General features: G+C 69.1%; 13 protein-coding genes. 7 read left to right on the top strand and 6 right to left on the bottom strand.

Going from position 1 to position 12,608, the window contains the following annotated elements; all coding sequences use genetic code 11:
• Positions 1 to 24: 24 nt before the first annotated feature.
• Together ACGFH9_RS07835 and ACGFH9_RS07830 are read right to left on the bottom strand one after the other, a co-directional pair.
• Positions 25 to 1,008, bottom strand: coding sequence for a ketopantoate reductase family protein (locus tag ACGFH9_RS07835; protein ID WP_393216741.1), 984 nt, complete (start codon positions 1,006 to 1,008; stop codon positions 25 to 27).
• Positions 1,009 to 1,031: 23 nt separating this feature from the next.
• Positions 1,032 to 1,775 carry a M50 family metallopeptidase gene (locus ACGFH9_RS07830; protein ID WP_355625466.1) on the bottom strand — a complete coding sequence of 248 codons (744 nt, stop codon included), beginning with the start codon at positions 1,773 to 1,775 and terminating at the stop codon, positions 1,032 to 1,034.
• Positions 1,776 to 1,880: 105 nt separating this feature from the next.
• Between ACGFH9_RS07830 and ACGFH9_RS07825 the strand changes: the two genes are divergently transcribed.
• Positions 1,881 to 2,411 carry a Uma2 family endonuclease gene (locus tag ACGFH9_RS07825; protein WP_393216739.1) on the top strand — a complete coding sequence of 177 codons (531 nt, stop codon included), beginning with the start codon at positions 1,881 to 1,883 and terminating at the stop codon, positions 2,409 to 2,411.
• A 130-nt stretch (positions 2,412 to 2,541) separates the two neighbouring features.
• Positions 2,542 to 3,294, top strand: a complete 753-nt coding sequence (locus ACGFH9_RS07820) for a GH25 family lysozyme (RefSeq protein ID WP_393217012.1) — start codon at positions 2,542 to 2,544, stop codon at positions 3,292 to 3,294.
• 82 nt (positions 3,295 to 3,376) lie between these two features.
• On the opposite strand, the gene ACGFH9_RS07815 is transcribed toward ACGFH9_RS07820, so the two are convergent.
• A complete protein-coding gene (locus ACGFH9_RS07815; protein WP_393216737.1) occupies positions 3,377 to 3,634 on the bottom strand; it encodes a hypothetical protein in 258 nt (85 codons plus the stop codon).
• Between the two features lie 35 nt (positions 3,635 to 3,669).
• Entirely contained in the window at positions 3,670 to 5,676 is a 2,007-nt protein-coding gene (locus tag ACGFH9_RS07810) for a protein kinase (RefSeq protein ID WP_393216735.1), read from the bottom strand.
• A gap of 90 nt (positions 5,677 to 5,766) precedes the next feature.
• On the opposite strand from ACGFH9_RS07810, the gene ACGFH9_RS07805 reads away from it, so the two are divergent.
• From ACGFH9_RS07805 to ACGFH9_RS07785, 5 genes are all read left to right on the top strand, one after another.
• Entirely contained in the window at positions 5,767 to 5,961 is a 195-nt protein-coding gene (locus tag ACGFH9_RS07805) for an acyl-CoA carboxylase subunit epsilon (RefSeq protein ID WP_393216733.1), read from the top strand.
• Positions 5,962 to 6,053: 92 nt separating this feature from the next.
• The gene (locus ACGFH9_RS07800; protein WP_393216731.1) at positions 6,054 to 6,512 is read left to right on the top strand and encodes a hypothetical protein; all 459 of its coding nucleotides are present in this window, start codon (positions 6,054 to 6,056) and stop codon (positions 6,510 to 6,512) included.
• Between the two features lie 1,441 nt (positions 6,513 to 7,953).
• Positions 7,954 to 9,033 (top strand): type VII secretion-associated serine protease mycosin, encoded by a 1,080-nt coding sequence (gene mycP, locus ACGFH9_RS07795; protein ID WP_393216729.1) that lies wholly within the window; start codon positions 7,954 to 7,956, stop codon positions 9,031 to 9,033.
• Between the two features lie 263 nt (positions 9,034 to 9,296).
• Entirely contained in the window at positions 9,297 to 10,139 is an 843-nt protein-coding gene (locus ACGFH9_RS07790) for a Maf family protein (RefSeq protein ID WP_393216727.1), read from the top strand.
• Positions 10,136 to 10,789 (top strand): O-methyltransferase, encoded by a 654-nt coding sequence (locus tag ACGFH9_RS07785; RefSeq protein ID WP_393216725.1) that lies wholly within the window; start codon positions 10,136 to 10,138, stop codon positions 10,787 to 10,789. Before ACGFH9_RS07790 ends, ACGFH9_RS07785 begins: the two co-directional genes overlap by 4 nt.
• Positions 10,790 to 10,858: 69 nt before the next feature.
• Here the strand turns inward: ACGFH9_RS07785 and ACGFH9_RS07780 are convergent, their stop codons facing one another.
• Together ACGFH9_RS07780 and ACGFH9_RS07775 are read right to left on the bottom strand one after the other, a co-directional pair.
• The gene (locus ACGFH9_RS07780) at positions 10,859 to 11,614 is read right to left on the bottom strand and encodes an ABC transporter permease (protein ID WP_355239372.1); all 756 of its coding nucleotides are present in this window, start codon (positions 11,612 to 11,614) and stop codon (positions 10,859 to 10,861) included.
• Between the two features lie 17 nt (positions 11,615 to 11,631).
• Positions 11,632 to 12,591, bottom strand: coding sequence for an ATP-binding cassette domain-containing protein (locus tag ACGFH9_RS07775; protein WP_393216722.1), 960 nt, complete (start codon positions 12,589 to 12,591; stop codon positions 11,632 to 11,634).
• Positions 12,592 to 12,608: the final 17 nt, after the last annotated feature.

Below are 12,608 nucleotides of genomic sequence, written 5' to 3'. Positions count from 1 at the left end.
GGACGGGGCGCTCGGTTGCCCCGGTCAGGCGATCATCTTCTCCAGCTCGGCGAGTGGGAACGCGCCGGCCCCGATCCGCTCCCGCGTGGCTCGCCGTACCGCCCGCTGCACGGCCACGTTGGCCGGAGTCGGTACGCCATGCAGTCGGCCGAGCAGCGCGATCTCCCCGTTGAGGTGGTCGACCTCGGTCGAGCCCATGCCTCGGGCGAGGCTCTGCCAGGTGGAGCCGCCGGACCGGTTCGCGCCGCCGACCGGGCGCTGCTGCACGAGGTCACCACGTTCGGCCCGTTCCTCCTCGGTGGACGTGTGCGGGATGCGGGCGGCGGCGAGCGCGGCGATGCCCTCGGCGCGTACCCGCTCGATGAGGGCATCCGGAATGTCGTCCCCGAGCAGCGCCTGAAGCCCGTTGCCGAGGTTGCTGAGCAGCTTGCCGTACTTCCAGCGCAGCACGTCCTCGCGTACCGGCGCGACGAAACCGGCGGCGGTCAGGTCAGCGGCGATCGCCCGGTCGGTGTCGTCTGCGCCGCCCGGATAGCGGCCGATGTGGAGCATCCCGGGGTGCGGGTGTCCGTTCGCCACCACCACGCCCGGCTCCAGATGGGTGGCCGGCAGCCAGACGCAGATCGGGTGCACGTCCGCGAAGAGCCGCAGGGCGGCCCGCTCGTTCGCCACCCCGTTCTGCGCGGTGACCAGCGGTAGCCGCTCGCCGGCCGTTCCGCCGCCGGCGACGGGAGCGTCCACCCAGGTCGCCAGCGCGTCCTCGGTGTCCTGGGACTTGACGGTGAGCACCAGCACCGTGTCCGGCGACAGCGGCCGGTCACCCGGGCCGTCGACGGCGGCGAGCCGGGCGGTCACGTCGCCGTCCGGTTGCCGCAGCGTCAGGCCACGCTCCCGGATCGCGTCCAGGTGCGCCCCACGGGCCACCAGTGTCACGTCCCGGTCGGCCTGCGCCAGCCGTACGCCGATGGTCCCGCCGACCGCGCCCGCCCCGATGATCACGTATCGCATCGGCTCATTCTGCCCCGATGGGATCAGAGCGTCAGGCCGGCGTCGGTGAGGATCGGGCCGGCGAGCAGCAGGGCGCCGACGACGAGGGCGACCAGGTTGACCAGGGCGAAGAAGACCACCCAGAAGAACGCCGGAAACGGGGTCAGCCCGGCGAGCTGGTCGGCGTCGGAGGCGGGCATCCGACCACGCGAGCGCAGGCGTTGCAGCTCCACCACCGGCCGCACCCCGCCCAGCAGCAGGAACCACACCCCGGTGTACGCGAACGCGGCCTGCACCTGCGGCGTCGCGTACCAGGAGACGGCGAACACCAGCGCTCCGGTGACCAGGAGCGACACCACGCCGAACGCGTTGCGGATCATGACCAGCATGGCGAGCAGCAGCGCCACCGCGACCCAGAGCAGCAGGGTGATGCGGTTACCGCCGAGCAGCCAGGCGCCGGCCAACCCGATCAGCGGCGGGGCGACGTAGCCGGCGAGCAGGGTGAGGATCATTCCCGGCCCGGAGGGTCGACCGGCGGAGAGCGTCAGTCCCGACGTGTCCGAGTGCAGCCGGATGCCGCGCAGCTTGCGGCCGGTGAGCAGGGCGACGAGGGCGTGCCCGCCCTCGTGGGCGATGGTGATGGCGTTGCGGGCGATGCGCCACGGCAGCCGCGTGGACACCACCACCAACGCGACGGCGGCGGTGATCAGCACCAGCAGTGGGGGCGGGTCCGGCTGCGCGCCGAACAGCGTGTCCCACATCTCGCCCAGTCCGTCGATCGACATCATGGGGCGCGAGCCTACCGGCGGCGTTCCGTGTCGCTACCGAGGCACCGGCTGAAGACGCGTCAGGCCGTTTGAACGAGGAGGGGATCGCGGGTGTGACCTGTACCAGTGGAGCATCACATCGGCCCGTGGACCGAGGCCGACTACTTCGCCCTGGGTGAGACCCCGGACCGGATCGAGCTGCTCGACGGAAGCCTCCTTCTGAGCCCGGTCCCGACCAAGCGACACCAGTTGGTGTCACGGCGGCTGGCCAACCACATCGCGCGTGCCTCCGGCGGTCTGGTGGTCTTCAGCGCGGTGAACGTCCGACTCACAGTGGACCGGATAGTTATCCCGGACGTCGTCGTCGCGGACACGGACGACGAGGGCACGGCGGTGGAGGCCGCCGAGGTGGTGCTGGTGTGCGAGGTCGTCTCGCCCGGCAACGCTGCCGCCGACCGGCTGGTCAAGATGCAGCTCTACGCCATCGCGCGCATCCCCTGGTACCTGCTGGTCGAGCAGGAAGGTGACGGCCACTCGCTGCGCCTCTACCGGCTCGACGGCGAGCACTACGTCGAGGACCAGGTCGCCAAGGCCGGCGAGACGTTGAGCATCGCGGAGCCGTTCCGGTGGCAGCTCGACCCTGCCACCCTGCGCTGACCGTTCAACCACCGCAACCCCCAGCCAGCCACCCACAGCCGTCGATGAAAGTTTTCTCTACAGCTATTGCGATCAAGGGCACTTAGCTCCAAAGATGGGCGTCAATAGACCGGCGTCCCTGGAGGCACTCATGGCCCGTACCCGATCATCGCTGCGCCGCGCGCTCGCGGCCGGCCTCACCGTCCTCGCCACCGCGGCGGCGACAGTGGTCGCGACCGCCGGCCCGGCGGCGGCGGCCACCACCGCCGGTGTCGACGTGTCCCACTACCAGGGCAGCATCAACTGGACCAGCGTCCGCAACGCGGGCATCGAGTTCGCCTTCATCAAGGCGACCGAGGGCACCAGCGTCAAGGACTCCGCGTTCAACACGAACTACGTCAACGCCTACAACGCCGGGGTGATCCGTGGGGCGTACCACTTCGCCCGGCCGAACATCTCCGCCGGCTCGACCCAGGCCAACTACCTGGCGTCCAACGGTGGCGCGTGGTCGGCGGACAGCCGCACCCTGCCGGCGGCGCTGGACATCGAGGCGAACCCGTACAGCGGCGGCTACTGCTACGGCCTGAGCACCACCGGCATGCGCAACTGGGTGCAGGACTTCCTGAACACCTACCGCTCGCGCACCGGCCGGTACGCGGTCATCTACACCACCACGAGCTGGTGGAACCAGTGCACCGGCAGCTGGACCGGCCCGTGGGCCAACCACCCGCTCTGGCTGGCCCGCTGGTCGAGCACCCCGGGTGCCCTGCCGGCCGGCGCGCCGGTGTGGAGCTTCTGGCAGTACACCAGCACGGGTTCCGTCTCCGGGATCAGCGGCAACGTGGACCGCAACTACTGGAACGGCGACCGGAGCCGCCTCGTGGCGCTGGCCAACAACACCTGATCGGGCCGTTGGCGGCAGCGGGATCGACTATCACCTCACGGTGCACAATCGGTCCGGCTGCCGCCACACCACCGTTTTCGGTTCAGGCCCGCCGTCGGCTCAGGGCGGGCACCTGGTTCTCCTCGGGAACCAGTGCGCCACGCCGGGTCAGACGCCACGCGCCGACCCCGCCGACGGCAACGGTCACGACGCTGAGCAGTGCGATGAACGCCGGCATTCCCACCGCGGCCAGCAGCAGGATCGCGTCGCCGAGAGCGACGAGCATCCACAGTGCCAGCCGGGGCCGGGCGTCCCTCCGTCGGTAACCCATGTCGTACATCCTTCCGTCGTCGATGGTCATTTACCCAGGACGACGAAAAGTCATGCGAATGAGTTTCAGTCCTGACGGTCGGGCACGAAGCCCTTGGCGATCCGGTCGAAGTTAGGCAGGTTGGCCTGCCAGTCCTTCTCCGCGATCTCCCACCGCAACGCGTAACCACGGTCGCTGGCCGTCACGAAGCCCCGGTTACGGACATGGATCCTGGTCCCGTCCCGGGTCTCCAGCCACTCCCAGTCCGCGCAGGTCTTCCAGAACGTGCACCGCTTGATGCTGACGTACTGATAATTTTTGACTTCGTCCTTTCGGCCGCCTTCGATGCTCTTCCAGTCCGCGTACGCGTCCTTCTTCGGCGTCGGGGTCCACTGCACGAGCAGCTCGCCCGGCCCGTTGGACTCGTCGAAGACGACCGTGTTCTTACCGGCGTCCTCGCGCACCCAACCGTCGGGCAGGGGCAGGGAGAAGCCCGCAGGATCCTTGTGCAGCTTCCAGCCGGCCGGCAGCGCGTTCGGGTCCGCCGACGGCGTTGCCGAGGGCGTCGCACTCGGTGCGCCAGTGCTGGGCGGAGGCACCGCCGGAGCGGAGGACTGCGCCGGCGCCGACGTCGCGGCCGCCCCGGTCGTCGCGTCGGCCTGCGGGGTCTCGTTGTCATCGCCCTTGGTCAGCATCGGCACGATCACCACGAGGCCGACAAGCAGCAGAGCCACCAGGGCCCCGATCAGCACGTTGCGGCGGGTGTTGTTCGGCTTCGTACCGTCGAACACCGGCACCGCCGCGCGCCCGGCCGGACTCACCGGGGGCATCACGGACGTCGGAGTCGAGGGTTTGCGCTGCTCCGGCGCCACCGGCGGCCCGTCGACGGCCGTCGGCTCGTCGTCGGCGTCGGCGTCGGCGTCGGCGTCGGCCGGACCGTCATCGGGGTTGTCGTCGGCCGCCGCCACAGTCGCGGTCGGCTCGGCGGCCGGCGTGGCCGGGCGGTCGATTTTAGCGGTCGGCTCGGCCGGCACCGTGGCCGTCGGCTCGGCGTCCGCACCCGCGGGCACGACCTCCGTCGGCGAGGCGTCGGCGACGGCGGGCGCGGCAGCCGCGGCGACCGGCGGCGGGGTACGCGGCGCAGGCGGCGACACCGGGCGGGCGGCGCTCTCCTCGGCGGGGCGCGGCGCCGGCACGAGCGGCGGGCGCGGCTCACGCGGGCCGTTCGGCCCCGGCCGGCGTACGCCATCGAGCAGTGAGATCCCCCGCGCCCGCTTGCCCCCGGCGCGGCGCAGCAGCCGCTCCGCCACCTCGGCGGTGATCCGCTCGTTCGGGTCCTTCTGGAGCAGCCCGGTGAGCACCGCCTTGAGCGGGCCGGCGTTCTTCGGCGGTGGCATCGGTTCGGTGGCCAGCGCGGCCAGCGTGGCGATCGCGGACGGCCGCGCGTACGGCGACTTGCCCTCCACCGCCGCGTACAGCGTCGCGCCCAGCGACCACAGGTCGGCCTCCGGCCCGGCGGTGCCCTCCCGGGCCCGTTCCGGCGAGATGTACGCGGGCGAACCGAGCACCATGCCGGTGCGGGTGACATTCGGGTCACCGGGAATCGTCGCGAGACCGAAATCGGTCAACACCACCCGGCCGTCCTCGCCCAGCAGCACGTTGCCCGGTTTGACGTCGCGGTGCATGACGCCCGCCTTGTGCGCCGCGTTCAGCGCGCCGAGCACGCCCAGGCCGATCTCGACCGTCCGGGCCACCGACACCGGCCCGTCCTCGGCGAGGGTGTCCTGCAACGACCTCGACGCCACGTACTCCATGACGATCCACGGGTCGCCGTCGGTCCGCAGAACGTCGAAGATGCGTACCACGTTGACGTGGTTGAGCCGGGCGATGGCCCGCGCCTCGCGCAGCGACCGTTCTCGCATCTCGCGGCGTTCCTCGTCGGTGAGGCCGGGCGGCGGCACCAACTCCTTGATGGCGACGTCCCGGTGCAACACCTCGTCGCGCGCCTTCCACACCCGACCCATGCCGCCCTGGCCGAGCGGCGACAGAAGCCGGTATCGGTCAGCGACGAGTTGGGGAAGCGCGTTCGACATCGGTGAGACGGTACCCGGACCCGCCGACGCTCACACCGCCGGCACGCCACTGTGCGTGTGACGTGACTTCTGGCCGCGTACCCTGGCGGCATGTCTGCCGAAGAGCCGCTGTTCCGGGTCGTCCGCGGCGTGCCGACCGCCGACGAACTGGCCGCCTTGGTAGGGGCGGTCCTCGTCCGGTCCCGCCCGGCCGCGGCAGCCGCACCGGCCACCGTGTCCGCCTGGGCGCGCAGCGGCCGACCGGCGCGCCTCGACACCTGGCGCGCCTCCGGCCTCCCTCGCTGACCACGGCTCGCCCCTCTGCGGGGCTGCCAGGATCGCCGTGCAGCCGTTAACCTCACTCAGGGAGATGGTGCAGTGACGGACAGGGAGGACCGATGATCCCGGAAGAGGACCACCCGGCGCCCTGGCTCAACGGCTACGGCGGCATCGAGGCCGACATCCGTCAACTCCGCGAGTTCGCCGACCGGCTCGCCGCCGAGGTCGAGCGCAACTACGCGCCCCACCTGTCGTACATCGCCGACGACATGTCCGCCAAGGTGCCCAACCCCTGCGATGCGTTCGTCGAACTGGTCACCTTCCTGCACGCCCACCACGAGACACAGCAGGCCACCACCGACATGGTGTACGCCGTCCGCGGTGCCACCGGTCACCTGGCCGCCGTCGCCGACCGGGTCGCCAGCCAGTACGCCGACAGCGACGCCTTCTCCGCCGCCCGAGCCGTGGACGTCCAACGGGCCCTCGCCGACCCGGGGACCGTCCTGTCCGGCGGTCGGACGCCGACACTCAGCGACCCCACCGGCCCCGACAGCGAAAGGCCGGTGGTCCTGCCGTGATCGAGCGTGGTGGCGGCCGCACCTCCGGCCAGACCGACTGGCACCTGATGGACCTCAACAGCATGTGGGCGTGCCTCCAGGACCACGACACCACCAACCACTGGAAACAGGTCGCCGGCTGGCGCAAGGTCTGCGACCTGGCCCAGATCCACCTCGGCCGACTCCAGGAATACCGCCGAGGGCTGGCCGAAGCGTGGCCCCCCGAGACCAGCGCCGCCTCCGGCACGTACCTCGCCCAACTCGACGACCTGATCGCCAAGGTGCGCCACACCCACGACGCCGCCGCCGCCAACTACACCGCGCTGTCCGCCGCCACCCAGGCCATCGGCGCCACCAGGGCCGAGCTTCGCAAGCTCCACGAGGAGTACGCGGTCAAGCTCAAACAGAAGCAGGCGTACGAGGCGACAGCCGCCGACCCGAAGGCCATCATGGGCAACCGGGTCGTCGACGCACCGGTGACGGACAGCGAGCTGGAACGTTTGAACGTGCAGGCACGGGCGATGATGTTCAACCTCAGTGGCGAACTCCAACAAGCCCAAGCCACCCTCCGCCAGCCCCCACCCAGCCCTAGGATTAATCCGGTCATCGACCATAGCGACGCAGATGTTTATGGCGGGCCTTCCGCCGCTCCAATCATTCCTCCAATAGTGCCAATGCCACCTCGAGCGCCATCCATGAACCGTCCGGGCTCTACTGCGGTAAGCTCCGCCGGGACGGCCTCAACCTCTGGCGTCGGACCTGTACTTGGCGGCGTAGGCGGCGCAATCGCAACTACCCCTCCAAATCTAGTCTCACCGACCAGCCTGCCGCTATCACCATCGAACAGTTCGACACCTAGCATCGGGGCGGCTCAAATGCCACCCGCTTTCCCTACACGCGGCTCCGTTCCCGGGACACCCTCATTGCCGAGAACGAACAATCGGTTGGACGCCGGAACAGGGCTTAAAGGGAACCCGTCGGCACAGCCTCGCCCAATGCCGCCTGGGGGCTTAATCGGGGGATTACCCCCTGGAGTCGGGCCTAACCAACCCGGGAACAATGCCGCCTCGCCACGAAGGATCAACCCAGTCGGTGGAGTGATCGGTGGCGGAGGCGCTGGAACCGGACCGACAGGTGGCGCTGGCTCTCGTCCAGGCAGCGGGCGAGGCATAGGCGCCATCAACGGAGTAACGCCGTTTAGCATTAGCACTAGCAGCGGCGGCACGCCAAGCAGTTTCTCAACGCCACAGCGTGCGGTCCCTGGCAAGACCGACGAGGAAATGAGTGGCTGGGATCCAGACCATCCATGGGAGACCAACAAGGGAGTCGCACCAGTTGTTCGACCACCGGACGAGAAGGGCCCCATGGATCCCGGGCCCGCCATTGGATTCGGTCGTTGACTATCCAAACTTTTGGGAAAGCGGTAGCCACTTTAAGTCTACTCGCAGCAACTCTGCATGGCTTGAATCCAATTGGAAGCCAGGCCTTAGGAGAGTCCGATCGAATACGCGGCGATCAGTGGCACCTAACTTTCCTTGAGGCAGCCGAAGCACACTCGATCAGCCGCGGCCGAGGGGTGATCGTGGCTATACCAGACACTGGTATCGAACCACATCCGGACCTGCAGGAAAATTTGTTAACGGGGACCGATATCATCATCGAAGGCAATGGCCAAAGAGACGATACTGGTCACGGTACCGGAATGGCCGGCCTGGTGGCCGCCCACGGCCTATCCAATAACACAGGTGCCCTGGGAATCGCCCCTGAAGCCGAGATCTTACCAATCCGAACGAGTCGCACCGACGAGGATGGCGACAGTGACAACTTAGCCGCAGGAATTGACTTCGCCGTCAGCGAGGGGGCTAAGATTATCAGCATATCCTCCATCGCAGGGCCAAATTCCCGACTCGGAAGTGCCGTCGCGGCAGCGATACAGGCAGACGTAGTAATTGTGGCCGGGGTAGGTAACAAGCCTCGCGACACGGTTGTCGGTTATCCTGCAGCTTATCCCGGAGTCGTCGCTGTTGGTGGCGTGGATCAGCAGGGGAATGTTGCCAGCTTGTCAGTGACTGGTCCCGAAGTTGATGTGGTCGCACCGGCGGTAGACATCTACAGCACGAGCATTAATGGCAAGTATCGCAAGGGCACTGGCACCTCTGATGCCACCGCGATCGTGGCCGGGGCTGCGGCGTTGATCAGGTCGAAGTATCCGTACCTGCCGGCGCAGGAGGTGGCCCATCGACTCACGGCCACGGCCCTTGACAAGGGGCCGCCGGGCCGGGACGACGAGTACGGGTATGGCGTGATCGACCTCGTGGCGGCGCTGACGGCAGACGTACCCCCGTTGGGGTTTGAATCGGTGAGCGCGCCCGCCGACGGTGGGTCGACCACGGCGGCCGGTGCTCGGCCGGGCGAGGATGACGGCGCAACCGCTCGCGGCCTTGCCACCCTCGGAGTGATCGTTGCCATCGGTTCCGGGTGGGCTCTCGTGGCGCGTCGTCGGCGGCGCGGTGATGATCCGCCGCCCAGAATCAGCCGGTAGTCGGACCCGGTGCCTCGATCGACTCGGTTTCCTTGAAGTCGGGGCATCCCACACCATTGGACGCCCCGGTTTGCGGGAAGTCGAGTGGATCACGGCAAAGGGCGGGTTGATCGACTCCGTATCGCCGATGTGGGGGTATGGGAGCGGGTTGATCGCGCGATATCGGCGATGTGGTGTGGATCAAGGACTGGGGCGGGCGGCGGACGCGGCGTTGAGGGCCGCGGACCGGTGTGGTGATGGGCGGGGGCGGTAACGTCGGGCTGGTGTCTGACACTCTGCCGCTCCGCCTCGTGCTCGCCTCTGCCAGCCCTGCTCGCCGGAAATTGCTCCAGGCTGCCGGCATCGAGCCGGACGTGCTGGTCAGCGGGGTGGACGAATCCGTGGTGGTGACCGATCGCGCCGAAGATCTGTGCCTGGAGCTGGCTCGGCTCAAGGCACAAGCGGTGCTTGGCCGGCTGCACCCGGCCGCCACGACGAAAGCCGTCAGCCCGGCCGCCGGCACCGGCAGCACCGCGCCGAACGGCCCAGCCAACGACACCGACGCCAGCCCAGCCGCCGACGCAAGCTCAGCCGCCGACGCAAGGTCAGCCACCGACGCTAACCCAGCCACCGGCAGCGCCGGCGAGGACGCCACTGCCGGGACCGGTCAGCGGACTCTGATCATTGGCTGTGACTCGGTGCTCGCGTTCGACGGGGAGATTCTCGGCAAGCCGACCGATCCGGCGGACGCCACCCGTCGTTGGTTGCGGATGCGGGGGCGCAGTGGCGTCCTGCACAGCGGACACTGCCTGATCGACCTGGTCAGCGGGCAGCGGGCAGAGGCGGTCGCGTCGACTGTCGTCCACTTTGCGGACATCAGCGACGACGAGATCGCCGCGTACGTCGCCACGGGCGAGCCGTTGGCGGTGGCGGGCGCGTTCACCATCGACGGGTTGGGCGGGTCGTTCGTGGAGCGAATCGAGGGTGACCCCGGTGCAGTGGTCGGGTTGTCGATGCCGTTGCTGCGTCGGCTGTTGGCGGAACTGGGTCTGGAGATCACGGACCTGTGGACAAAGGTCGCGCCGGGCGGCCAATCGGTCGAGCCGCTCGGTAACGTCCATTCATGACCACCAAGTCGATCCCACTCACCGACGAGCTGCACGCGTACCTGGTCGCACACGGCGCACCGCCGGACGAGATCATCCAGGATCTGGCCGAGGAGACCCGGTCGGCGCTGCCGGAGCACGCCACCATGCAGGTGGCACCGGAGCAGGCCGCGTTCCTGACGTTCCTGACCCGGCTGCTCGACGTACGGCAGGCTGTCGAGGTTGGCACGTTCACCGGCCTGTCGGCGCTGGCCATTGCGCGGGGGTTGCCCGAAGGCGGGCAGCTGACCTGCTTCGACATCTCCGAGGAGTACACCGGGATCGCCAGGCGTTACTGGGCCCGCGCCGGAGTGCAGGACCGCATCGAGCTGCGCATCGGCCCGGCCGGTGACACGCTGCGCGAGCTGCCGCAGGAGCGCCACCTGGACTTCGCGTTCATCGACGCCGACAAGACCGGGTACCCGGTCTACTGGGCCGAGCTGGTGCCGCGGATGCGGCCGGGCGGGGTGATCGCCGTCGACAACGTGCTGCGCGGCGGGCGGGTCGTCGCACCGCAGGACGTCAACGACCGGGCCATCGCCGCGTTCAACGACGAGGTGCTGGCCGACGTGCGGGTCGACCCGGTGATGCTGCCGATCGCGGACGGTCTCACGCTCGCCCGGGTGCGCTGAACCCCGACAACCCGGCATCGGGGTGCCCCTACGAAGAGGGGCACCCCGATCTACGGCGAAGGGCAAGCGTCAGCGGACGCTGCGGGCGAACTGGCGGGCGGCCCAGAAGACGCCCAGCGCCGCGAGGACCGCGGTGATGGTCAGGCCCTGCCAGACCTTGTCGCTGCCCAGGTCACCGGCGAACAGTGCCCGGGTGCCGTCGACCGCCCAGGAGAACGGGTTCCAGTCTGCGATGCCCTGCAACCAGCCCGGTGCGAAGGTCAGCGGCAGCAGGATGCCGGAGAGCAGCAGCACCGGCTGCGCCACGGTGTTCATCAGCGGGGCCAGGGCGTCCTCGCTCTTGACCTTGAGCGCGACGCCGTAGGACACGGCCGAGGTCATGAGCGCGATGAGGGCGAGCATCAGGTACGCCAGCAGCAGGTCACCGATGTAGACCCGCAGGTCGAACAGGAGCGCCAGCAGGGTGATGATGACGGCCTGCACGATGAGCGACACCACGTCGCGCAGCGAGCGACCGAGCAGCAGGGCGAGCCGGCTGATCGGGGTGACCCGGGAGCGTTCGATGACGCCGGCGCGCAGTTCGGCGATCAGGCCGAAGCCCTGGAACAGGCCGCCGAAGATGGCCAACAGCACCAGCAGGCCCGGTACGAAGATCTTGTAGGCGGCGGCCTGGGTGGGCGCGTTCAGGGCCGGCTTGAGCAGTGGGGCGAAGAGCAGCAGGTACATCACCGGCTGGAACACGCCGACGAAGACCCAGACCGGGTTACGCAGCAGAAGTTGGATCTGCCGCTGGAAGATCAGCCACGTGTCGCGGGCGAATTTCATGAGTCGTCTCTCCGGGGTCAGGACTCGCGCAGCGAGCGGCCGGTCTTGGTCAGGAAGACGTCGTCCAGGCTGGGCCGGTGCAGCTCGATCGAGCGCAGCTCCAGACCGGCGTGGTCGAGGCGGCGCAGCACCTGGGGGATGGCGGTGGCGCCCTCGTCGACGTAGAGGCGCAGGCCGCCCTCGTCGGCGGTCTCCAGCTTGTTGACGTACGGCTCACCGTCGAGCGCCTTGGTGGCCTGGGGGGTGTCCGCCAGGTCGAGGCCGACGAGCACCACGTCCCCGGAGATCTCGCGCTTGAGCTCGGCCGGCGTGCCCTCGGCGACGACCTCGCCGTTGTCCATGATCGCGATGCGGTCACAGAGGGCGTCGGCCTCGTCCAGGTAGTGCGTGGTGATGAAGACGGTCATCCCGTCGTTGCGCAGCCGCCGGATCTCGTCCCACATGTGGGCGCGGCTCTGCGGGTCGAGGCCGGTGGTCGGCTCGTCCAGGAAGACGATCTTCGGCTCGTGGATGATGCCGAGCGCGATCTCGACCCGCCGACGCTGGCCGCCGGAGTACGTCTTGCACTTGCGGTCGGCGTACTCGGTGAGCTGGAAGGCCTCCAGCGCGCGGACGGCGCGCTGCTGTGCGTCGGCCTTGCCGATGCCGTACATCCGGGCGTGCAGGACCAACTCCTCGCGGGCGGTCGACTCGTCCCAGGTGCTGCCGCCCTGCGGCACGTACCCGATCCGGCGGCGGACCTCCGCCGGGTCCTTGCGCAGGTCGGCGCCGGCGATTGTGGCTTCGCCACCGTCGGGCTCGATCAGCGTGGCGAGCATCCGCAGCGTGGTGGTCTTGCCGGCGCCGTTGGGGCCGAGGAAGCCGAAGATCTCGCCCTCGGCGACCTCGAGGTTGACGCCGCGCACGGCGTCCACCGTCTTCGTCTCTCGACCCGCGCGGGAGCGGAACGACTTCCGCAGCCCCCTGGTCTCGATCATTTCTGCTCCTGGTCGGT

The sequence above is a fragment of the Micromonospora sp. NPDC049102 genome, assembly GCF_043197485.1.
In the GTDB taxonomy this organism is placed as follows: Bacteria; Actinomycetota; Actinomycetes; order Mycobacteriales; family Micromonosporaceae; genus Micromonospora.
The sequence above is the reverse complement of the archived record's forward strand: the minus strand, read 5'-3'. Positions and strand labels throughout refer to the sequence as shown.

Excerpts from the sequence above, each read along its gene's own strand:
- ACGFH9_RS07830 (WP_355625466.1), bottom strand. The coding sequence starts at position 1,775 with ATGATGTCGATCGACGGACTGGGCGAGATGTGGGACACGCTGTTCGGC.
- ACGFH9_RS07800 (WP_393216731.1), top strand. The coding sequence starts at position 6,054 with ATGATCCCGGAAGAGGACCACCCGGCGCCCTGGCTCAACGGCTACGGC.
- ACGFH9_RS07810 (WP_393216735.1), bottom strand. The coding sequence starts at position 5,676 with ATGTCGAACGCGCTTCCCCAACTCGTCGCTGACCGATACCGGCTTCTG.
- ACGFH9_RS07815 (WP_393216737.1), bottom strand. The coding sequence starts at position 3,634 with ATGACCATCGACGACGGAAGGATGTACGACATGGGTTACCGACGGAGG.
- ACGFH9_RS07805 (WP_393216733.1), top strand. The coding sequence starts at position 5,767 with ATGTCTGCCGAAGAGCCGCTGTTCCGGGTCGTCCGCGGCGTGCCGACC.
- ACGFH9_RS07775 (WP_393216722.1), bottom strand. The coding sequence starts at position 12,591 with ATGATCGAGACCAGGGGGCTGCGGAAGTCGTTCCGCTCCCGCGCGGGT.
- ACGFH9_RS07785 (WP_393216725.1), top strand. The coding sequence starts at position 10,136 with ATGACCACCAAGTCGATCCCACTCACCGACGAGCTGCACGCGTACCTG.
- ACGFH9_RS07780 (WP_355239372.1), bottom strand. The coding sequence starts at position 11,614 with ATGAAATTCGCCCGCGACACGTGGCTGATCTTCCAGCGGCAGATCCAA.
- ACGFH9_RS07835 (WP_393216741.1), bottom strand. The coding sequence starts at position 1,008 with ATGCGATACGTGATCATCGGGGCGGGCGCGGTCGGCGGGACCATCGGC.
- ACGFH9_RS07820 (WP_393217012.1), top strand. The coding sequence starts at position 2,542 with ATGGCCCGTACCCGATCATCGCTGCGCCGCGCGCTCGCGGCCGGCCTC.